This window comes from Stenotrophomonas genospecies 3 (assembly GCF_054473855.1).
The window spans coordinates 147,422-168,360 of record NZ_JBTMUR010000005.1 but is presented as its reverse complement, the minus strand read 5'-3'; the positions used below and the strand labels follow the sequence as shown (position 1 = coordinate 168,360).

24 protein-coding genes, 1 tRNA gene and 1 pseudogene are annotated in these 20,939 nt (G+C 61.2%); 24 read left to right on the top strand and 2 right to left on the bottom strand.

The window, feature by feature from the left end; all coding sequences use genetic code 11:
* The first annotated feature begins 32 nt into the window (after positions 1-32).
* From ACX9OT_RS08925 to ACX9OT_RS08860, 14 genes are all read left to right on the top strand, one after another.
* Positions 33-122 (top strand) — tRNA-Ser (locus ACX9OT_RS08925).
* A gap of 83 nt (positions 123-205) precedes the next feature.
* Entirely contained in the window at positions 206-1,729 is a 1,524-nt protein-coding gene (locus ACX9OT_RS08920; protein ID WP_049460802.1) for a site-specific integrase, read from the top strand.
* Positions 1,729-2,460 carry a hypothetical protein gene (locus tag ACX9OT_RS08915; protein ID WP_049460804.1) on the top strand — a complete coding sequence of 244 codons (732 nt, stop codon included), beginning with the start codon at positions 1,729-1,731 and terminating at the stop codon, positions 2,458-2,460. The genes ACX9OT_RS08920 and ACX9OT_RS08915 overlap by 1 nt, the downstream gene beginning before the upstream one ends.
* 106 nt (positions 2,461-2,566) lie before the next feature.
* Positions 2,567-2,920: a hypothetical protein gene (locus ACX9OT_RS08910; RefSeq protein WP_049460805.1), complete on the top strand. Its 354-nt coding sequence runs from the start codon at positions 2,567-2,569 to the stop codon at positions 2,918-2,920.
* 108 nt (positions 2,921-3,028) lie between these two features.
* Entirely contained in the window at positions 3,029-3,679 is a 651-nt protein-coding gene (locus tag ACX9OT_RS08905) for a DNA N-6-adenine-methyltransferase (RefSeq protein WP_110712762.1), read from the top strand.
* Positions 3,672-4,514 carry a hypothetical protein gene (locus ACX9OT_RS08900; protein WP_110712761.1) on the top strand — a complete coding sequence of 281 codons (843 nt, stop codon included), beginning with the start codon at positions 3,672-3,674 and terminating at the stop codon, positions 4,512-4,514. Before ACX9OT_RS08905 ends, ACX9OT_RS08900 begins: the two co-directional genes overlap by 8 nt.
* A 542-nt stretch (positions 4,515-5,056) precedes the next feature.
* The gene (locus ACX9OT_RS08895) at positions 5,057-5,317 is read left to right on the top strand and encodes a hypothetical protein (RefSeq protein ID WP_149908591.1); all 261 of its coding nucleotides are present in this window, start codon (positions 5,057-5,059) and stop codon (positions 5,315-5,317) included.
* Positions 5,262-5,396, top strand: a complete 135-nt coding sequence (locus tag ACX9OT_RS08890) for a ribbon-helix-helix protein, CopG family (protein WP_223224649.1) — start codon at positions 5,262-5,264, stop codon at positions 5,394-5,396. Before ACX9OT_RS08895 ends, ACX9OT_RS08890 begins: the two co-directional genes overlap by 56 nt.
* A 52-nt stretch (positions 5,397-5,448) precedes the next feature.
* Positions 5,449-7,131: a DNA primase family protein gene (locus tag ACX9OT_RS08885; RefSeq protein WP_459001737.1), complete on the top strand. Its 1,683-nt coding sequence runs from the start codon at positions 5,449-5,451 to the stop codon at positions 7,129-7,131.
* Positions 7,132-7,343: 212 nt separating this feature from the next.
* Positions 7,344-7,526, top strand: a complete 183-nt coding sequence (locus ACX9OT_RS08880; protein WP_149908589.1) for a hypothetical protein — start codon at positions 7,344-7,346, stop codon at positions 7,524-7,526.
* A gap of 68 nt (positions 7,527-7,594) precedes the next feature.
* The gene (locus tag ACX9OT_RS08875; protein WP_459001735.1) at positions 7,595-8,623 is read left to right on the top strand and encodes an ArdC family protein; all 1,029 of its coding nucleotides are present in this window, start codon (positions 7,595-7,597) and stop codon (positions 8,621-8,623) included.
* Positions 8,624-8,687: 64 nt separating this feature from the next.
* Positions 8,688-9,404, top strand: a complete 717-nt coding sequence (locus tag ACX9OT_RS08870) for a hypothetical protein (RefSeq protein ID WP_459001733.1) — start codon at positions 8,688-8,690, stop codon at positions 9,402-9,404.
* Positions 9,405-9,434: 30 nt separating this feature from the next.
* Entirely contained in the window at positions 9,435-10,007 is a 573-nt protein-coding gene (locus ACX9OT_RS08865) for an outer membrane lipoprotein (RefSeq protein ID WP_049460817.1), read from the top strand.
* Positions 10,008-10,386: 379 nt separating this feature from the next.
* The gene (locus ACX9OT_RS08860) at positions 10,387-10,725 is read left to right on the top strand and encodes a hypothetical protein (protein ID WP_032971199.1); all 339 of its coding nucleotides are present in this window, start codon (positions 10,387-10,389) and stop codon (positions 10,723-10,725) included.
* Here the strand turns inward: ACX9OT_RS08860 and ACX9OT_RS08855 are convergent.
* Entirely contained in the window at positions 10,692-10,973 is a 282-nt protein-coding gene (locus ACX9OT_RS08855; RefSeq protein ID WP_046431413.1) for a hypothetical protein, read from the bottom strand. The two genes, ACX9OT_RS08860 and ACX9OT_RS08855, sit on opposite strands and share 34 nt — an antisense overlap.
* Positions 10,974-11,320: 347 nt before the next feature.
* Here ACX9OT_RS08855 and ACX9OT_RS08850 point away from each other — a divergent pair, with 347 nt between their 5' ends.
* Positions 11,321-11,677, top strand: coding sequence for a hypothetical protein (locus tag ACX9OT_RS08850; protein WP_006375896.1), 357 nt, complete (start codon positions 11,321-11,323; stop codon positions 11,675-11,677).
* Positions 11,678-11,887: 210 nt separating this feature from the next.
* Here the strand turns inward: ACX9OT_RS08850 and ACX9OT_RS08845 are convergent, their stop codons facing one another.
* The gene (locus ACX9OT_RS08845) at positions 11,888-12,862 is read right to left on the bottom strand and encodes a hypothetical protein (RefSeq protein WP_049460824.1); all 975 of its coding nucleotides are present in this window, start codon (positions 12,860-12,862) and stop codon (positions 11,888-11,890) included.
* A gap of 84 nt (positions 12,863-12,946) precedes the next feature.
* Between ACX9OT_RS08845 and ACX9OT_RS08840 the strand changes: the two are divergent.
* From ACX9OT_RS08840 to ACX9OT_RS08800, 9 genes and pseudogenes are all read left to right on the top strand, one after another.
* Positions 12,947-13,168 (top strand): annotated as a pseudogene (locus tag ACX9OT_RS08840) (transposase); the annotation flags it as partial.
* Positions 13,169-13,396: 228 nt separating this feature from the next.
* Positions 13,397-13,828 carry a hypothetical protein gene (locus ACX9OT_RS08835; protein ID WP_459001730.1) on the top strand — a complete coding sequence of 144 codons (432 nt, stop codon included), beginning with the start codon at positions 13,397-13,399 and terminating at the stop codon, positions 13,826-13,828.
* A 66-nt stretch (positions 13,829-13,894) separates the two neighbouring features.
* Positions 13,895-15,097, top strand: a complete 1,203-nt coding sequence (locus tag ACX9OT_RS08830; RefSeq protein ID WP_459001729.1) for an ankyrin repeat domain-containing protein — start codon at positions 13,895-13,897, stop codon at positions 15,095-15,097.
* Between the two features lie 216 nt (positions 15,098-15,313).
* Positions 15,314-15,793 (top strand): JAB domain-containing protein, encoded by a 480-nt coding sequence (locus tag ACX9OT_RS08825; RefSeq protein ID WP_006375809.1) that lies wholly within the window; start codon positions 15,314-15,316, stop codon positions 15,791-15,793.
* A gap of 259 nt (positions 15,794-16,052) precedes the next feature.
* Entirely contained in the window at positions 16,053-16,349 is a 297-nt protein-coding gene (locus ACX9OT_RS08820; RefSeq protein WP_049460827.1) for a hypothetical protein, read from the top strand.
* Positions 16,342-16,797 carry a hypothetical protein gene (locus ACX9OT_RS08815; protein WP_149908584.1) on the top strand — a complete coding sequence of 152 codons (456 nt, stop codon included), beginning with the start codon at positions 16,342-16,344 and terminating at the stop codon, positions 16,795-16,797. Before ACX9OT_RS08820 ends, ACX9OT_RS08815 begins: the two co-directional genes overlap by 8 nt.
* 473 nt (positions 16,798-17,270) lie before the next feature.
* Entirely contained in the window at positions 17,271-17,771 is a 501-nt protein-coding gene (locus tag ACX9OT_RS08810) for a Csu type fimbrial protein (RefSeq protein WP_049460831.1), read from the top strand.
* Positions 17,772-17,901: 130 nt separating this feature from the next.
* Positions 17,902-18,561, top strand: a complete 660-nt coding sequence (locus ACX9OT_RS08805; protein WP_049460832.1) for a fimbrial biogenesis chaperone — start codon at positions 17,902-17,904, stop codon at positions 18,559-18,561.
* A gap of 3 nt (positions 18,562-18,564) precedes the next feature.
* Positions 18,565-20,760: a fimbria/pilus outer membrane usher protein gene (locus ACX9OT_RS08800; RefSeq protein ID WP_049463717.1), complete on the top strand. Its 2,196-nt coding sequence runs from the start codon at positions 18,565-18,567 to the stop codon at positions 20,758-20,760.
* Positions 20,761-20,939 lie beyond the last annotated feature (179 nt).

The window sequence follows — 20,939 nt, the reverse complement described above, 5'->3', positions numbered from 1 at the left end:
TACGCCGCTGCCCGGGCGACCGGGACCCGATTGGAGAGATGGCCGAGCGGTTTAAGGCACCGGTCTTGAAAACCGGCGAAGGGTTAAACCTTCCGTGGGTTCGAATCCCACTCTCTCCGCCAATCCTTAGTAAGTGTTTGTTTGTAAACGACATTTTTTAGGGACTTGAAGGGCGGCTTGGGGCACAAATCGGGGCACAACTCCGATGCGGTTACCAAGCTATCTCACTCGCTCTTCCACTGGTCGTTACCAGTTTCGCATGCGCGTTCCGACGGACATGCGCGGCATCGTCGGCAAACCTTTCGTCAAGCATCCCTTGGGCATCCACCTGTATAGCGCAAGAGTGGCTGCCTTGGCCATCGCGCAGCGTTATGCTCAAGCATTCGATGCCATCAGGGATGGGTGCATGACCAAGAAGGGACTCACGGTTGAGGATGTTCTCCGCAGCGTCGCGGAGAACGGCTCCAGGCGTTATGAAATTGACTTGCCGGGCTTCCGTCTTCGGACCACGGATGCGGCCGACCATGCTCGAGCAATGGAGGCGTTGGAAGAAATCGGCAAGTTCCACTTCCGTGATGCGGGTGCAGTTCCGGCGGCGGCTGGGCCAAACCCGTTGGAATCAGCGGCGGCGCAGCCCCTGCCAGCTGAGACGATCAGCCTCATCGATGCGAAGCGAATCTGGCAGGACAAAGTCGCCGCCGAGGACATCGAGGTCAAAACGGTCGGCATCAAACTGCTTCCCGTGACAGAGCTGATCGAGTTCTTGGGCGCCGAGCGCGAGCTGCATACCATCACGCGGCCTGAGATGGCCCGCTTCTACGACCATTTGGCCAAGCGCGGGTTAACGCGTTCTACACTCAACAATCGCCAGAGCTACCTCGCAGGAAAGAGAGGATTCTTCACTTGGGCAATGGCTTCAGGCTATGTGCTCAAGGGAGACAATGTCGCCGCAGGTCACGTCAGCGTTTCGATGGCGGAGAAGCGCAAGCGCAGGAAGTTTGGCTTCCAGGCCTTTACCTTGGATCAGGTTCATCAACTCTTCGCGCCCGATAGCTTCAAGCAGCTTTCAACGGGAGCGCGCTGGGCGGCTTTGTTGGGCCTGTATACGGGAGCCCGGGCGGGTGAGGTGGGGCAGCTGTTCACCCTCGACGTCAAGGAGGAGGAGGGGATCCCGTGCATACGGTTTACCGATGAGGGGGAGGATCAGCGGTTGAAGACCGATGTTTCCAATCGGGTCGTCCCGTTGCATCCCGACCTGATCAAGCTCGGTTTCTTGGACTACGTCGCCGAACGAAGGGAGAGCGGGGACTGGCGATTGTTTCCGCAGGCTGACAGTAAGGCGAAGAATGGTGCGGGGAACTGGATATCGAAGGCGTTCAGCTACTACCTCCAAAAGCACAGTGGTGGGTGGCCGAAAGCGAAGCGTGGTTTCCATAGTCTCCGAAAGACCGTGATTCAGGAGATGCAGGGCAGCGGTGTGGCCTCTGAGATGCGAGCCCAAATCGTCGGCCACGAATTGGACGACGAACACCACGCGACTTACAGCAGGCCCTTTACGGTGAGTGAGAAGCTCAACGGTGCCGGAGGAACGCCAGCTTTGGGTGTCCTAGATTACGGAATCGACCTGGAGGCGCTGCGCACCCTGCCGGCGCGCAAGGTCGGGCGGCGCAGCAGCAATGCTGCCGCGCGCTCTTCAAAGGTCGGCCGTAAGGGGAGCGAGCCGAACTAATGGCCCTCACTGCCGCCGATGCCTACCGACGAGCCATCGACCGCTTTCTCGGCAAACTCTCTGGCTCCGAAACCGTGGGCCAGATGGAGAAGAAGGTTGCAGACCATCTGCGCCTAGCGAAGTTGCGCCCCACGGTGGACGTGGAGCTGAGCTTCAATGAGGCCGCTGGGGTGTTGGCAATCAGCACGGCTCAACTGCACCACCTCTTGAAGGAGCACGCCCCGTCGGGGACGTTGTTCATGGTGAAGGGGGCGCGCAAGCGCTCGACCACCCTCACCCTGTTGATGGCCTGGGCTGCCGAACTCAATGCGAAGGGCCTCTGGAAACCGTTGAGCGAACGGGGTGTGACGATCAATACACTCCTTACTGCCGAACTGCCGTTTCTGGTGGCCAAAGGGCCCAAGGCTAAGCAGTTCTTCCTGGAGCCACTGACTGACCAACCGATCACCGATGCGGTAATTCGCCAGCTCCAAGCATTCGGCGCGCAGATCGGGCTTGGGATTCGGGTCTGCACACTGACCGAGGCATTCGCCCAGCCATGGCAGAACCCTGACGTCAAGCGCCAGTGGGTGGACGCATTCAACAACGCAGCCCAAGCCCAGGCCAGCCGCCTGCGGGACCTTGCTCAGCAGCTCGACGCCTCGCGAGCTAGGGTGATCGAACAAGCGCTCGACGAGCGTTTGAACCAAACCGCCCAACACACGCTAGCACTCAAGAGAAAGCGCGTCTAAGCAGTGCCTGAATCGGATTGGAAGCCTCCAATGTCCGTATTTTGGGTGGCGCTGAATTTGGATGATTACTCCAACGTCCCGGTGGTCGGAGCGATGGAGCAAAAAGATGGGCCTTGATATGTATGGGGGGAAGATCCGCAAGGAGGAGACGTCGTGCGAGGGACAGGTGTTCTTTCAGTGGCGATGCCATCCCAACCTCCACGGCTGGATGTTCGGGCTGCACAGTGCACGGACGGGGTGCTCTGACCCGTTTGAGTTCAACATGGTTCGCGTGTTTCTCGGAGCGGCAGACCTCGACGCATTGGAGCAGGCTGTCCTCGATGAGCGGCTGCCCCACACGGTGGGCTTTTTCTTCGGTGAATTGGATCCCGATCAAGCTGAAGAAGATCTGGACTTCATTGCGCAGGCCCGCGCATTGATCAACGACGGTTGGGACGTGTTCTACAACTCTTGGTGGTAACCCGCCGCCAGCAGCGCCTCTCGGGCTGGTTCAAGCCCAACTCCCAAAACCCATTCCTTCAACGCGGCAACGCAGCCGTGTTGGCGGAGCTTTGCCTGGAGATCTCTCATGCAACCCAAAACCAATGTTGTGCCGTTCAAGACTGCCAACCGCCTCGCAGCGGCTAAACCCACCCGGCTCAGCTCCGTTTGCTACAAAGCAAGCGACAAGGCCCACACGAGCGTGGATTGGTATACCCCGCCTGCCATCGTCAAGGCGCTGGGAGGAAGGCGCGGCTTTGACCTCGATCCTTGCACGCCCGAAGACCCTTCGCGGCTGCCGGCACCCACGGCCCGCCGAATGATCCCGCCGAGCCAGGACGGCCTGCTCACGCCGTGGCCCCCGCAAGCGTTCGTGTGGATGAACCCGCCCTACGGCAAGGGGATGGAGAAGTGGCTGAGCAAGCTGGCCAACCACCCCGGCGGCGGTATCGCCCTGGTGCCGGTCAGCATGGAAACGGGGTGGATGCACAACTGCGTGCTTTCCCACCCCAACGTGACGGCGATCCTGTTTACCCGCGGGCGGCTGAAGTTTGTGCGTCCCGACGGAACCATCGGCACGGCAGCGCCGTCGGGATCGTTGGTGGTGGGTTACGGCAAGCGCGCAGCCGGTCACCTTCAGCAAGCGCAGGCAAGCGGTGTGCTGCGCGGGAAGTTCTTTGCCCTCCAGCGGGTGGCGCAGGTGGTCACTGCGAACCTGGGGAGTGCGAACGATGAGTAACCAGACCAAAGCAGCCCTCCATATCCTTCAGTGGATGAGCGATATGGAAGGCAGGGTTGAGGGGTGCGATGGCGCAATCAATGTTGCGAAGGCATGGGAGGAACGGGAACTTCAAAAGAAGGCGCAGGCTTACAAACGGCTGGTGAAGGCCGTCAACTGCATTCCTGCCCTCTCGCCTCGCGAACGCATGTCCAAATTCGTGGCATACGGTCTTAGGGCGGCCGTTCACAAGCAGCTGGAAAAGCGCAAAAACGGGGTGGGGGTATCGGTGTTGCCTTGGTTGGACGTGGGCCTGCTCAGCGACGTGGATCTTGAAGACGGGGATTGGGGGGCAGAGGTGGCCGACGCCTACATCGCCGCCATCGAAAGCGCTGAGCCGTTTGAGTGCATCCTGGGGTGGGTGTTCAACGAGCTGGCGGGATCGGGTCAGAAGAAAAGGGATTGCCAGGATTTCACCCCGTGGGCCCTTGCTCAGGGCGCGATGAGGTTTCTTCCCAGGGGTTTGAGCGATGCGTGTCAGGAACCGCTGATCAACGATTTCACCTGCGGTGCTGGAACGCTGCTTCTGGCCCGTGTCCACGCCCTTCTTTGGAGCCAATCCAACGATCCGGACGCGTTGATTGACCTGATGGTGTCGGCCAACGACAGGGATCCGCTCTGCGCTGCAATGACCGCTCTCCAGCTGTTGATCAATCAGTTGGTCTGGGAGCGCCCCATCGGAGCCGTTCACGTGGAATGCAAAGACATCATCGCTCAGCGTCACCTGTTGGTGCCGGTGTTTGCGTCGGAGTGTCGCGAGGATTGCCCGTTCGAACTCGTGCGGGACGATTTGTAGCAAGCAAATGGTTGCGGATAGGGGCAGTGTCCCAGTCAAAGCTGCCGTGCGGTTCGCCCAGGGCTCAACCCTTGCCGGGTGCCAGTGACGGTTAACGCCGGTGGTGCCCACCCGGGCCTGTCGCTATCGCGCCGAAGGCGGAGTTATTCACTTCCAAACGGGCTTTTAGATTTTAGAAGCCGGCGCGAAGCGACCGGCAGCTGCGTGCGGGTGTGCGGCAATTTCTTTGTCATCCGCGAGTGACGCCGATGGCGAAGAGTGATCTTCTCGGAGACGTAACAAGCACCCGTTACACCCGTCACAAGTGCTTGTTACGGCAGTTTGTCCAATGGATTCAATGGCTTTGCAGAGGCGAAGGCGCGTGTAACGGCTGTAACGGGTGGGTAGGTATTACTTGCAGCTGCATCAGAGATTTAGGCGTCAAGGCCAATCACTTTTTTAAAATCAATGGATCTACTTGTTACACCTGTTACACCCGTGACAACCCTTGTCTGGTCAGGGTTTCAGCCGTAACAAGGGGTGTAACAAGCACCTGTTACACCTTGGCTGAAAAGCGTGAATTGCGTCTCGTTTATGCAAAAAATGCTGTTGAGGCGACAGATATTGGTTTTAGTCAAGAAGTCGATCTGGACAAGTTCGTGAGCTCTGTTTGGATGGGGTTGTGGCCACAACGGGACCACATCACCCAGGAAACGAAAAATGACGAACTCCCCCACATCGAAGAAGGCGACGCAACCGCGAGACGAAATGCTGAAGGCGCGGGTGAGTCGAGCGTTCAAGCGGCGGCTTCAAGCGGCGGCTGATGCCCAGGGCAAGACTTCATCGGAAGCCATGCGTCAAGCGCTGGTGGAATGGATGAGTCGCGTCCAGCAGGCCGCGTAATCAACAAAAAAACCCCGGCGCCAACCGGGGTTCGAAAATGGACAACACACACATGAACGATACAACACCACCCTCGGGTGTCAACGGGCGCCCCAGCAACGTCCTTTCCTTCCGCGGGAATGCAGCCCCCAAGGCAGCTTTTGGAGCACCAGCGCCCAAGGCAACCTTGAGCGATCAAGCATTCGAGGCCGACTTTGCCGACTACTTGAAAGCGACGAAGGAGTATGCGATCGGAGGCAAGTTGCCGGATGGCGACGACGACTGCAGCTTCTTCCGTTGGCTTCCAGAGCAAGGCTACTGGGACCGTTGCTCGGAGAAGGATATGGCGGCCAAGGCGCTTTCCTGGCTGCGATTGGAGCGCAAGGACAAGGCGAACGCAGGTCATGCAACCAGTTGCATGAACACGGCGGTGCTTGAGTTGATGGGGGATCGGAAATGCTGGTTGCCCAAAAAGTCTGATCGCAGGGCCATCGTTCCCCTCAAGGGCGGCTACCTGGAGATCGTCAAGCCTGACGAACCGCGTTGTGCTCGCGCAGCGGTGGTTGGAGAGCAGGTCGTTGATCAGGACGTTTTCTCTGCGACCTATGGACAGAGTTTGGGCCCGCGCCAAGCACTCCTGTTTCAAAACGACGAGACGCCGTCTAGGACGAGCATTCGGGTCCTCGCGGCCACCAAGGAGCATGGAATCACTTACCAGGTCCCTGCCACGCTGCGGATGGATCAGGTTGATGGCGATGGCTACTACACTCCCAAGCCGCTGGATCCCAACTCGAAGTTCGGTCAATACCTGGATCTCTTTCAGCCCGACCTGGAGGTGCGTGCACTCCTTCAGGAGGCGGTGGCCAGCTCGTTGATGTCGATCTGCTTTGAGAAGGCCTTCTTCCTGGTCGGGTCGGGTAGCAATGGCAAATCCACGTTCCTCCACATCCTGCGCGCCCTTCACCCCCGCAACGTGTCGCTGCGTCTGGAGAAGCTGGACGGAACCTTCGCCATGGCCCCACTGGTGGGCAAGAGCGCCTACATTGTCACGGAGACGCCAAAGGTTCTTGCCGCATCCATCCAGGAAGTCCTGAAAGCGCTCATTTCCCGTGACCCGATCCAAGTCGAGGCCAAGCGTAAGGACGCATACACCACGCTCCCAATCGGCACCCTGTTCGCCAGCGTCAACTCCTGGTTCACGGTTTCCGGGCATGAGCACGGGTTCTGGCGAAAGGTCCTGGCCATCCCCTTCAATGTTCGGATGGGTGAGAAGACCCATGAGGGAGCGAACGGTGGAAATGGAAAGAAGCGTGAGCCTGACTTCTACCTTCAGATCACCGAAAGCGAGGAGGAAATGGCCCAGGTGCTGGACTGGGTGCTGGAAGGAGCGCTGCGCCTCATGGAGCGTGGCGGGTTTTCCGAAAAGCTGCCCGACGCCGTGCTGGCGCTGGCCGAGCAGAACCGAATGGAATCGGACACGACCATGGCCTACATGGCCGACCGAGACGCTTCCTACGACAGCGGTGTTTGCACCGACAAGACGGCCATTTACGCCGACTACCGCCAATACGTGTTGGAAGAACTGGGCAAGAAGCCGGTCAACGCGGAGGACTTCTGGAAGCGCGTTCGCGAGAAGTTCCCCGAGGCCGGTATCTACCAAATCTCCCATGGGGGCAAGAAGCCACGTGTGGCCGAGATTCGGATTGCTGGCATCAAGCCGCTGCGGGACATGGCAGATTTGGAAACGCCTGTGTGAGCCAGTTCCACAGCAATCGTTTTGCGGCTCACTGGCTTGCAGAGAGGCGGGGACTGAATGCCGTCAACGGCGGGAGGAAGCGTTGGCCCTATCTCTCATCCAGACCTAGATGCCCCCTGTTAGCAGGTGCAGCCGGGGCGGGGGCTTGCCAAATCCCCATCCTGTCGCATGCTGAAACCATGACTCCTTCAGATGCCTTCGTAGACGACAGCATGGACCGCCAAGACGCCTTGGCGGCCTCCCCCCGTTTCACCGTGCACCGAATCCCCGAGGGCCTCCGCGTGCAGCTCCAGGAGGGCGACGGGGACCCCGGCACCGGTTTGACCATCGACCGGGTCTTGGCGTTGCTGGAGAGCCTGCTGGAGCAGGGGCGCGCCGTCACCATTCAGGATTGAAGTTTCCAGCCTAACCCACTTGGCGTTGCCGACAGGCGCCTTTCCTTGCCTTCCAGGAGAGCCTGTCCGTGTCCGATGCTACCCCTAACGAAAGCTTCCTTCAGCGCCACTCCCGCGACGTCGTCGAGCGCTTGATCCGCCAGATGGAGGAGGGCACCGGCCCCTTCCTCAAGCCCTGGGACGCCCGCGTGGACCTCGGGTTGCCCATGAACCCCACGACGGGCAAGAGCTACCGGGGCGGAAACCTGCTCCACCTGTGGGCCCTACAGAGCGCCTGGGACACCCAGGACAACCGGTGGATGACTTACAAGCAAGCCGCGGCCGTGGGCGCGCAGGTTCGCAAAGGCGAGAAAGCCAGCGTGATCGAGTATTGGGACTGGTCGCCGGTCGAAGAGGCCAAGAAGAGCGGGGACCCCGAGCTCATCGCCAAGGCCCGCTCCAAGGTCTTCTTCCCCCGGGTGTTCAACGCGATGCAGATCGATGGGTTGCCGGCACTGGTCCTGCCACCCCTGCGCCCAGAGCCCGACATCCACCAGGCCTGCGAAGCGGTGCTCAAGGACAGCGGAGCCGAGATCCACCACGACGGGGGCAGCCAAGCGTTCTACCGTCCGATGACCGACAGCATCCACTTGCCCCAGCGCAACACCTTCCACTCGGCCAGCGGCTACTACGCCACCGCGTTGCACGAACTGGGCCACTGGACCGGCTTTCCCACCCGCCTCAACCGCGATCAGAAGGGGGCTTTTGGGAGCATCGACTACGCCAAGGAAGAACTTGTCGCCGAGATCTCCAGCATGCTGATGGGCGAACGCCTAGGCATTGGCCACGATCCCACCCAACACGCGGCTTACGTGAAGTCGTGGATCCAAATCCTCCGGGACGATCCCCGAGAGCTCTTCCGAGCCGCGGCGGCGGCCGAGCGGGTGGTGGAATTCCTGAAGGTGCCCGAGTTGGTTCGCGAGCCGCTCCAGAAGGTTGAGCAGCAGCGGCAGCCGGTGGCGGCCAACCAGCAGGAGCTTGAAAAACCTAACGGCACAAAGGCCCGCACGAAAGCACGTGAGAAGACCAGGCGACGGAATCACGTGATGGTGTCCTGATGCCCCTTGCGCGATTGCGATTCTCCTTTATCAGTGGGTGGTATCGCATACGAAAGGAGGTTGAATGAACATCCAGCAGAGGAGAAACGAAGTCGTTCGGATGGCCGAAGAAGGCAGATCAGCTCGGGAAATAGCGACGTTCTTTAATAGGTCGGTGATGACCATTCACGTTGACCTTCGGGCAACGGGATTTCCGAGAAAGGGGCGCAGAGCGGTCGGGCTGAAAGTCCGTTATCGCTCATCGGCGGATGAGTTGGCCCACAGAAGGGCGATCGTTCCATCCTTGGTGGCTCAAGGGCTCAGTGCGCGTGCGATAGCAGAAACGTTTGATGTCAGTCGTGACTCGATCGAGTCCGACAAAAAAGCGGCCGGATCGTTAAAGAAAAACTTCAGGGGGGCGGTCGAAATCAGTTTGGCGGAATTCGAGGTATGGATTGCGCAGGGAAAAAGCATGAAGGAAATGGCATGCATTCTTGGAGTGACGTCGGGACGGCTGATTTATGCGGCAAAGAAGTTGGGCTGGGTGCGTCCGGGGCCTTCTCGTCCCATCCCAGAGAACCTGCGTGGGCTCTTGCCCAGCATCTGCGGCCCGGAGCGCTTGCAAGGCTTGATCGATGAAGGGCATTCACTTGGCAAGATTGCAAGGCACCTTGGGGTGAGCAGGCAAGGGCTCTGCGACTACTGCCGGCGAAAAGAGTTGAAGATCAAGCCAGTTTTCAATGGGCGACGCTCACGAACAAGAGCGACCCCTTGCGCATTTCCAGAATCGATCTATGAATAGGGGAACCTACTCATGAAATGGAGGTGCGCCTTGAAAACCATTGTTCTGGCCCTTGCGCTGGCGTTGTCTGCTCCGGCCGCCTTTGCTGCCGATTCCACCTCCGCTCGCCGTTACGGTTCGTCCGAAGCCCTGTCCGTCCAAGACGCCCGTTTGGGCGAAGTCCTGATGGTCCGCACGGTCCAACTGAAGTCCGACCAGCGGCTCAACGCTGGTTCTGCCATCGGGGCGGCCGTTGGTTATGGGGCTGCGAACCAGGTCAAGAGCCGGGACTACCGCAATGCAGCCCGGGTGGCCGGTGGCGTCATCGGTGCGGTTGCCGGAACCGCGGTTCAAAAGGGCCTCAGCGGCCGCACCGCAGTGGAGATCTACGTGCGCGATCTGTCCGATCGCCGCCAGCGCGTCCTCGCGGTGGTCCAAGACGCCGATGTGGATGTGCGCGAAGGTGATCGGGTCTTCTTGGTGGGGAAGGGTAAGAAGACCCGGGTGGTGCCGCTTGATGCTTCGCCGGTGCGCATTGGCGATTATTCGTGCGGAAGCCCTTGTGCCATTGGCATCAATGCCCGGTCGGACAATAACAGCGCTCGCGTGCGCGTGGGGCCGTAAGGATGCACAAAAGCGAACACGTTGGTGGAGGCGTGTATTGCGAAGGCACGGCTTGCGGGCTTCTGGTTGAGCTCATGAAGCGGCCATCCGTTGCCCACCGCCGCTCCGAAGTCGCCCGGATGGTCCGAGAGGGACACGGCCGCGCCGCCATCGCCCAAGCCCTGGGCGTTCCATCGCCCGTGGTGAGCGCCGATCTGGCCCACCTGGGGTTGCGTCAAAAGCCCCGGCGCCCACTGGCTGACCAACACGCTCTGGTGGTGCGCCTCCTGGAGCAGGGGAACAACGGCCCTGCAATTGCCAAGCGCCTGGGCGTGACCCGACAGGCAGTCCACGCTTACCTGCAGGCCCATGGCCTGCTCCCAACCCAGAAGAGGATCCCATGACCGTTATTCTGGTGGTCGTGCTGTTTGAGCTCGCCATGTTTGCGATCACCTTCGGAATCGCGTGGCTGTGCGCGTCCAAAGCCCGCAGCGCACGCAGGGGCTGGGAGGCGTTCCAAGCCGGCCAAGAGGACGCCCCATCCGTGGTTGCGTTGATGTGGCATTTGGCCGTGTTCTACGCGTGCTTGGCACTGCTGGCTTACCAGCTACAGCACGTGGTGAGCCAAGTCTGGTTGGATCCTTCCAACCTATACCTGTCATCCACGCTGGCTCTTGTCGTTTATTCGATCGCATGCGGGCTGCTTCACGGCAGCGGGCTGGCGCGGAGGCGGGCATGAGAACGAGTCACGGTCGGTTGCGCCCAGACCCCGTCGACGCCCGCCCACGCCACGATGGGCTGTTCCAAGGCGAAGACACAGGCGAAGAGATTCACGAAGAGCGTGACCCGTTGCTTCAAGCGCTTTACACCGAATCGCTCCATGCCCGCGGGGACGTGGACGCTGTCGATCGCTTGCTGGATGCCCACCGAGAGGCGCTTGGGGAGCCCGAGCAAGTCGCCTATGCCCGTCAGCAAGACGAACGCCATGATCGGACGTTGCCATTGCCGAGCGGTGGCCTGCCGTTGAGGCCGTCCACGGAGCGCTACCTAGAGGAGCATCGGTCATGGAACCCGCCGACCGCCAAAGAGGCCGCCATCGCACGTTCCAGGGGTCCCACCATGGTGCTCGAAGGGAAGGCATGGCGCGCTGAAGACGACGTTGCCGAGGTTACGGTGGAGGCTCCCAAGGACGACCCGTGGCAGCGGATGCGTTGAGTTCGTGTCTCAGCTGGAGAGACAGTTGGGCACCATCATTGCTGCTAGGAACACGGTGTTCCCTTCGGCTATCCTGCCCAGGGTATCCATCACTGGTATTGCTAACAACAGGGGGCGTTATGGCAAGCGTGACAGTAAGGACGCGGGATGAGCTGGAAGCGGCCAAGAATGCAAAGGCGCAGCAGATTGTGGTTGTGGGCAAGTTGGCAGACGACCTGAAGAAGACGCGCAAGTTCGCCAAGCTTGGTGCCGTCGGTGTTGCAGCAATCGTTGCTGCAGTTGGGCTCGCTCCAGTAACGGCTGGGCTCAGCACGCTCAGCCTGGGGGCGGTCGCGACAGTCACTGGAGTCGAGATCATCGGCATCATCACCGCCGCAAGCCTTGGTCTCTCTTTGATCCTCGCAATCTACAAAGGCTACGATGTGGAATACGAGGCTGGCGGAAAGGTCATTTTCAAGCGCAAGGAAGGAAAGTGATGCCCGGCTTCGTTCCAGGGGCGCCTTACCTTTTTGTTTGCGAGAAGTGCAGTCATCACTTTCAGCGGAAGATCAACTTGGGGCTCTTCTGTCCGGCATGCAAGTCGCTGTCCGTGAAGCCTCGTTTGGTCTGTAAGTAGTGCTCGTTGGCCGCCATAAAGTTGGCGGCCACTTCCAATGACCGGTCGAATCGGGTTTAACATCGCGGTCTCAGGTGCCCCGTAACCCTTTTGCTTCAAAGCGCTCCAGTATCGCCGTCACGGCTTCTGCGGCACGGTCCGGTGACGCATCTATGCGTTCCAAGCCCGTCATGGCGACGGGCAACGGCGCATTCGGATCGGTCGTGGCCACCACGGCCAGGACTCTTCCTCGGATGGTGTCTTCCACCGTGGTCCATTCGTCGGCGAGACGCTGGGGTTTATCGGTGAGAAGGACCACCATGACGGGGCCGGGTGTCAGCAGGCGGTTGGAGCGTCCCCGAAGTGCTGCGCTGTTGTGGACATGGATGGCCCGGCGGTGCCCATCTTCGGTCAGTTGGACCAGGACGCTGTGGCAGCTCGGCGCGCCCATCTCGTTGCAAACGATGTGGATGCGACCCTTGGCCCATTCCTGAAAGCCCACTGAGGAGGGCGCCAACTCATCGCTGGTAAAACAAGCCTCCACGAACCGTCGGCCTGCGAGGCTCAGTCCTTTCTCTTCGATCAGGCCCCAGCGTTCAAAGGTCTGGCGATTGATGCTGCTTTTCGACTGCAGTCCAAGGAATTCTTTTGGGTCCAGGTTACCCCCGCCGGTGCCAGGAAACACGTGGTGACGCTCGGTGATTAAAGCGCGTCGCAGAAGATCGACCTGGCCAAACGACAGGTCGCTCAGCGCCTTAATGAAGTGGCGCTTGAGATGGCCTGCGGTTCTGCCGGTAGCGATTGAACAGGCAAGGCGGCCATAGACGGTGGCCTTCTCGGCCTCGATGTCCATCTCCAATGCCCGCAGCATGGCCAGAAAATCTTCCGAGGTCATGGCCTCCGCGTTCTCGGGGAACACCTGACCCTCAAGCGCGGCACGGGTGAACTCCCGGTAGCGCTCCTCAGTGCGCTTGGCAAGCCAGGCGGCGATGAATTTTGGGCCCTTCGAAAGAACGGCGAACGGACCGGAGATTTCCTCCAGGGGGGCAAGGTCAGGGTAGTCCATCGGGGTCTCGTGACGGTTTGCGGGTCCAGGTAGCTCATCCTCAAGCCTTCAAGCCCGTTCTTCAATCCTCCGGTTGAATTCCCCATTGGCAACGCGCGTGAGCTCGAACAGGTTGAGCGCTGGGAGCGCTGCAAGGCTAGTCTGCGCGCGAAGGTCGAGCATCCGTTCCGGGTGATCAAGCGGCAGTTCGGCTACACCAAGGTGCGCTATCTCGGCTTGATCAAGAACACGGCACAGGTGCTCACCCTGTTCGCGCTGTCCAACCTGTGGATGGTGCGCCGGAAGCTGTTGGCGGCACAGGGGTAACTCCGTCTTGAGGTGCCCGCAAGGGCACTTCGAGAGCGGAAAACATGGCAGTCCGCCGCGTCTGAAGGCCCAGGATGACTCCGGCGCTGAAAACCCACGACTCAGTGTGAATTGATCAGACCATCCCTATTTCTACTTTTGGCCGCTGCTAAAAATGGGGGGATTACCCGACGAGCTCCGCCAGGCCGCTTTTGACGAGCATTGGGACGACGAGACAAATTAAGATGAGTGGAAGGAGGACGCCCGCATCGACAGCGGCAAGACTACGAGGCCTTCCTGACGGCCGCGACCGAGTATCCGCTCCACTTCGTTGTTGCATGCGGCGATGCAGAATGGGCCGGTGACCTGCTCAAGGCTGGACGCACGCCTCAGGATCCCGATTTAGAAGGAACAACGCCCACGGATCTTCTGGGGCGGCCAGGTAATGATCAATCCGATCAGGTCATTCGTGCCCACAACCGATCCAAGCTTTTTGACGAGCTCCTTCCCGCTGCCAATGCTTGGAAGCCACCGGAAGGCGGATTTGGGGCCGACGCCAAACGTCAAGTCGGTGCGGCCATGAAAGCCCAGGGTGAGGAAAGGGAAGCCAGAAGCCTCGAATCCGACAACGGTTTTGACATGGAAAAAGAAAGGCGGCAAGAGCCGTCTTCTTCTATTTAATTCCCTTGCGAGGTTCTGATTTTCTGCTAATGGTGGGAGGTCAAAATACTATTGTGGAGGTGTGGGTTGAACATTTCGAATCTCAAAGACGTTCTTCTGAAGCAAATCGGGCTTACCAAAATCCCCGCTGATGTGAACGCAAGGGATGAAGATTGGCTGGATCAAACGCCACTTCATGATGCGCATCACCCGCGCGAAGTTCGGAGGCTGTTGGATGCTGGGGCTGACATCGAAGCGAGGGATGGCCTTGGAAATACGCCGCTTCATTCTGTGACAAGCGAGGGAGCCGTGATTGAACTGATCAAGGCCGGGGCAGACATCAATGCGCAGAATAACCAAGGGGAAACACCGCTTTTTAACGCGAGAGGGCAAGGGGATGCCAGGGCGTTGATTGCGGCCGGGGCAGACATTCATGCGCGCGATAACCGAGGGAAAACGCCCCTTTTCGGAGCGAGCGAAGGGGCTTTAAGGGAGCTCGTGAAGGCTGGCGCTGACATCAACGCTCGCGACACCCAAGGGAACACCCCGTTGTTTGGCGCACACAACGACAGTCTCAAAGCGTTGCTGAAGGCGGGAGCGGATGTCAGCGCGAGGAATAATGAAGGGCAAACCCCTCTCTTCCGAGCAACCGGGCAGACGGAGGCCCGCGCCTTGATTGCGGCCGGGGCAGACATCCTAGCCCGGGATAACCGAGGGCGAACCCCTCTCTTCGAGGCGAACACGGGCGCGCTTAAGGAACTTCTGAAAGCAGGCCTTGATCCCGCGGCGAGCGATGACCAGGGGAATCAACCGCTGCATATAGCCAGGGACCCCGAGGCGGTGGCCTTGCTCACCCGTGCAGGCGCAGACGTCATTGCACGGCGAATGGACGGCCAGGCGCCGATCCACCGTGCGATTTTTCCAGAGACGATTGAAGCGCTCGCCAAGGCAGGGGCGGATATGAACGCCCAAGACAACAACGGGAATACCTCTCTTCATGCGCGCCGCGATGCCACTGTCTGGAGTGCGCTGATTGAGGCGGGCGCAGATCCCCACATCCAAAACCAAAAGGGCGAAGCGCCGATCAACAGCGGCAAGCCATTTTTCAACGACTTGCGGGCTCAAGAGAGGGCCAAGCTCCTGGTCAGCCTGCTCCCGCCCGCCAACGCTTGGAAGCCACCGGAAGGCGGGTTTGGGGCCGATGCCAAACGCCAGGTTGGTGCGGCCATGAAGGCCCACGGGCAGGACAGCCAAACCCAGGAAGCCCCTCGCTTGCGAGCGCGCTTCTAAGCCCAAGGGAAAGGCGGCGAAAGCCGCCTTTTTCTTTTCTAGATCCCGTTGCGCAAACCAAACCTTTTGTTATGGGTAGTGCAACCCATTCATGAAAGGAGGCCTCATGCGCGTCTTGGTTCTTTCTCTGGCCCTTGTCGGCCTGCTCCCACTGACCGCCTCCGCCGCAGACACCACGCCCGCCCGTCGCTAATCCCGCGCCGGTGGAGAAAGCAAGTGAAGCGAGCCAACGACATTCGGGCCCAATACCAGCTGGCCATGGACGATGAGGGCATCCTCTTGGCCGCCTCGCACATCTTGGAGCGTCGCCTGCAGCGCCACGAGGCCATCACCGACCCCTCCAGTGCCAGCAACTACCTCACTGCCCGCTGCGCGCACCTGGATCACGAAGTGTTTGGCACGGTGTTCCTGGACGCCCGCCACCGCATCCTTGCCACCGAGCACCTCTTTCAAGGCACCATCGATGGGTGCGAAGTCCATCCACGCATCGTCGCCAAGAAGGCGTTGGACCACAACGCCGCCGCGGTCATCTTCTTTCACAACCACCCCAGCGGAAACCCCGAGCCCAGCGTTGCCGACCGCGCCATCACCGACCGCCTCAAGCAGGCCCTTGCCCTTTTCGACATTCGAGTGCTGGATCACCTTGTGATCGCGGGCACCTCGCACGTGTCGATGGCTTCACGAGGGTGGGTGTGACCACCCCCTTTAAAGCAAAGACCTGCGGCGGAAGCCGCCGGCGGCCGCTGCGCGCCGGCATCTGAAAAAGCATCCGCATGGATGGAAAGCACCAACGCCTTCGGCGCGATAAGTGATGTTAGGAAAAACTGCGGCCTTAGCGCCGCATTTTTTGCTTTTAGTCAAGATTTTGTCCACTAAGGCCGTGGACAAATTTCCAGGGCGATCTACCTTGAATTAAGGGGTAGGCAATGCCGCCGACCAAGCCAAGAGGTGTCACATGAGCGCAACCGTCACAACCAACGAAACCAAGATGATCGCGTTGGGATTGAATCCCGGCTTGATTGAAAATTATGCAGCGGTCTCCTTGGAGCCCGTCAGCTTTGAAGAGGACGACAGCCTGGGCTGGGCGACCACTTGGACCGCGGTTCATGCCGTCGAGCTCCACAACGGCGGGAAGGCCAACACTTACGGACGATCCTTCCACGTCCCCCAAGCCAAGCCCGGTTACAAACACCTGCTCAAGTGCTGGCGAGAAGAGCAGGGGCGGCGCGCAGAACTGGCTAATGATGGGTGACGTGACTCCTCCGATGAACGGTTATTGGGGAGACGGAGAGCTCGGAAAGAGTGAGAGGGCATCCGTGCTTCACGGCATCCATTTCGTCAGTCCCTCGGTGGGTGGCCCGCTCTTCAATACGGTGTGGCTTCCCACGCTTGCCGACTTGCGGGCGCTGCTCACTGACGCCGACCTTTGCAAAGCAGCCGAAACCGAGGTGAGGGCGTTCATTGACACGTTCGTGGACCCGTTGCCCCCTGAGCTCGACGAGGTCATTCACCAGCCATCGATAAAACAGATTTCCAGCTTGCCGGATGATTGCGGGATCGGCGTGGGCGTTTTTGTGACCGACGCTTTTGCGTTCGTCCTTCAGCGCATGATTCAGGAGGCAATGGCTCAGCACCGGGCTCGTGAGCTGGATCGGGTATGGCAACAGTCAGCCGCCGGTGGCAAACGAGCCAGGCTCTGACCGCTGGCTCAATGGGCCCCGCCTGGCCCACTTTAGTGCGCATCCAGATCTACCCAGCCCAGTTCGGGGGCAGTCCACCCGAACCCGTATCCGGCGCGGTCCGCTGGTTAATCAAGGGGCGACAAGCCATGAAAAATTGTCACAACGTTCAACAAAAGGCTGGGGAGTTTTCAGCCGGTCATTCTTGGATACGCTCCTTTATGAGGCCCTTTCGTATTGGGTCTGGAGTCGACTGGGAAGCCGCTACTAAAGAGGCGGTAGCGAAAGTCGTCAAGACCGACGAGTGGAGGGCATTCCTAGATGAGCGAGGCGCGTCAGATAAAAGTCCTTCTATCACCGAAGACTAACGAGGCAAAGGCGGCTAGGTAGCAATGGGCCCCCTTGCGCGTTTTCAGATTCGAGGTATCGGTAAGGGGATGGCCCTTTCTGGGGCTACTCATCCCCACTCAATCCCTCTCAAGGAGACGATACCCATGACACGCAAGACCTTCCTTCGCGCCCTTCTGCCCATCGCCCTGGCTTCGCTGGCAGTGCCCGCGTTCGCCGCCGACACCACCGCGGACCTGACGATTCAGGGCACCTTGACCAACACCTGCCAGCTGTCCGTGACCTCCATCGAAGGCATGGACTGGTCGGGAATCTCTGAAGCTGCCGCCCGCACCTCCGGGCTGAGCATCGTGTGCAACGCGGGCACGACTTACTCCATTTCGCCGGGCCAAGGGCAGAACTTCGGCCTGCTGTCCGGGTATGAGACCTACCGGGCTGTGACCAACGGCGCCGGGGCTTACATCCCCTACGGCTTCTTCAAGGACCCGCAGGGAAGCCAAGTCTGGGGGGATGACACCGACGCGTTCACCGGCGTTGGCGACGGCACCGTCCAGAGCTACAACTACGCGGTGCGCTTCCTGGCCCTCAAGCAGGCCGTGGGCGGCAACTACACCGACACGGTCACCGTCACCGCCGCTTACAACTGATCCCCATCGGTTGTCCCGACGCCCCCGGCTTGCCCCGGGGGCTTTTTGTTTCCGAAACGATGAGTAGGTATGGGTTGACGGAATGGTATTCCGATCTAGCTTGAATGGAGACACCCCCAAAGGAGACCCCATGACCCATTCCCAACGTTTTTTGGCCGTGGCCGCCGCGTCCTTGCTGTCCTTTTCGGCGTCCGCCGGTTCCATCTCCGTTGGCCCCACCATCCTGATGGGCGATACATCGGCCAAGCACGTCGCCGTGACGCTGCACAACAGCGGCGACGCCTCGGTGCGTTACCAGGTGAAAGCGATGGGGTGGGATCAGGCCACGGGGCAGAACGTGTTTTCACCCACCACGGAGATCGTGGGGGCGCCGACCTTCGTGGACGTCCCGCCCCAATCCAAGCGCACCGCCCGGTTGATGAGGGTGGGCGCGCTGGGCGAGCGGCGCTACTACCGCGTCCTGCTAATGCAGCTCAGGGCTCCCAACGTCCAAGGCGTCCAGTTGCTGGTCAACCAGGACTTGCCCGTGGCCTTTGAAGCAACCAATGCACCCATCCCCCAGGTGACCGTCCAGGCGGTGCCCAAGGGCTACCGGCTGACCAACCACGGCCAGACCGCCGCCCGCGTGTCGTCCATCGGCCCGGCTGGTGGCAAGCCGTGGCGCGAGGGTGCGTTGGGTTGGACCCTGCCGGGGGCCTCAATGACCTACGAGGCCCAGCCCGGGCAGCGCGCTGAAAACCTTTCAATCACCGTCAACGGCCAGCCCGTCACCGTCCCTGTGGGGCGGTGATCCATGCGTGGCCACGCCTTGGCGTTGTTGTTGCTGGCTGCATCGTCGGCCAGCGCAGCGGTGCCCGAAGGCGTGGCACCCGCGTTCCTGGTGCCGGTGATCGGCGGCAAGGCCAAGGCGGATCCGCTCACGTTCTGGCAGCAAGGCGGTCAGTGGTTCGCCGAGCCGGCCACGTGGCGCGAGGTCGGACTCCAGCTTCCACCGGGTCAAACGGATCCGATGAGCGCCCAGGCGCTGGGCGTGGGCTTTGCCGTGGACGAGGCCAGCGCCACGGTCGCTCTGGACTTGCCGGCAGACCGGCTCAAAGCCCAGCGCGTGGCCCGTGTCCGCGCCGAGCGCGGCCCCATCGCGCCGCCCGCTCCCGGGGTGCTGGTGAACTACAGCGTGGCGGGCATGGTGTCCGAGCAACAGCAGGCGCTCTCCTTGGGGCACGAAGTCCGCAAGGCGGGCCGTTGGGGCGTTGTCAGCACCAGCGGGCAGGTCAACACCGACGCGTCGGGCACCGGCTACGTTCGCGGCGTGACGCGCTGGCAGAAAGACGATCCCAACCGCTTGGTGACTTACCAGGCCGGCGATGTGTTCGCTGGTCCGTCGTCCTCTCCGGTCAACCTGGGCGGGGTGCGCGTGGCCAAGGACCCGCGGGCGTTGGACCCGTTGACGCCCACCTATCCCGTCCCGATGCTCGGTGGCGTGGCGCTCGATCCGGCCACGGTCGAAGTCCTGGCCAACCGCGCCCGTGTGCTGCAGGGCCAGGTGGGGAAGGGGCCGTTCACGGCCGATGGCAGCGCCTTGGGCGCCGGTGCGCAGCAAGCCCAAGTGGTGGTGCGAGACCCCTACGGCCGCGAAACGGTGGTGAGCGATCAGCGTTTCTACGTTGCCCCCACGTTGCTGCGCAAAGGGCTCACCACCTGGGAAGTCGCCGCCGGCCGGGTGCGGCAAGGGGAGAGCAATTACGAGGCATTGGGCGCGACCGGGTCGGTGGCTTGGGGCCTCAATGACCGGTGGAGCCTGCGCGGCACCGCCCAAACCTCATCGAACGGTAAGGCCAACGTGGCGTTGGGGGCCACCACGGTGCTTGGCACCTACGGCACGCTGGATCTGGAAGTGGGCACGTCAACCCAAGGCGGCCAACGGCAGGCCATGGCTTACGACTACCGCGGCCCGGGGTTTGGCGTGCGCCTGGAGCACGAGCGCCAACAGGACTACTGGCGCCTGCGCGCCTCCAATGCGGTGGAGGTGGAGCAGCGCACCCGAGGCTCGGTCTTCTGGCGGCCCACGCCCCAGTGGTCCCTTCGGGCCAGCTATTCGGACGTGCGCACGCCGCGCTTTCGCACCGCTTACGCCGACGCCGGACTGACCTGGCGTGGCAACGGGCACACCGTGGCCGTCTCCGCCTTGCGGGATCTGGAGCGCAAGGAAACCCGGGTGGAGGTGGGCTATAGCTACGATTTCGGCCGGGGCAAGGGCGTGAGCGTTAGGGCCCGGCAAGCCCCCGATGCCACCGCCTGGGCCGTCCAAGGACGCGCCCGTCCCACGGTGTTGGGAACCCCGGTCGGCTTGTCTGCCTCGGTGGACGAGGGAGCGGCTGGCCAGACCGCCCGGGCCAACGCCAACTGGACCACCCGGGCAGGGTGGGCCCAGATCAACGCCGAGCAAGGGCCCAACGGCACCTGGACTTCCGGTTCGATGACCGGTGCCGTCCACCTGGAACGCCAGGGCGTGACGTTCCTGGGTCCGGCCGAATCCTTCGCCGTGGTGGACGTGCCCGGCCAAGCCGGGGTGCCGGTGAGGGTGGGTGGCCGCTTGGTGGGGAAGACCAACGCCCAGGGCCGCTTGGTGGTGGGCGAGGTGACCCCGATGGTGCCCACGGAGGTTCGCGTAGACGATCGGGCGCTGCCACTGGGCACCCAATTGGCCGAGATCGAGCAAACCGCCACCGCTGGCCGCCAAGCCGGCATGCACCTTACCTTCCCGGTCCTGACCGAGACCGCACGAACCTTCCGCCTCACTGGCTCGGCCATCGAAGCGGGCATGGTGGCCAAGACGGCGACCGAGACCACCCAGGTGGGCTATGACGGGGTGCTCTACCTGGAGCAGCCGCGCCCCGGCCAGACGGTGGACGTGGAAGGGGTCTGCAAGGCCCAGCTGCCTGCGGACCTTCGGGCTGCGCAAACGGTGGCCGAGGTGGCTTGCCGCTGATGGGGAGAGCCTTTGGAAACAAAGGCTTGCTACGTCGCAGGTGCTGCGAAAGTGGCCCTCTACCATGGGGCTGAACGATACTTGGGACCTGTCTTTTGAGAGTTGCCGGATGTCATTGCTTCAACGCCACGTGGACTGCTCCCATCCTCCCTTCCGCCGCGCCTGTCACGGCGGGGCTT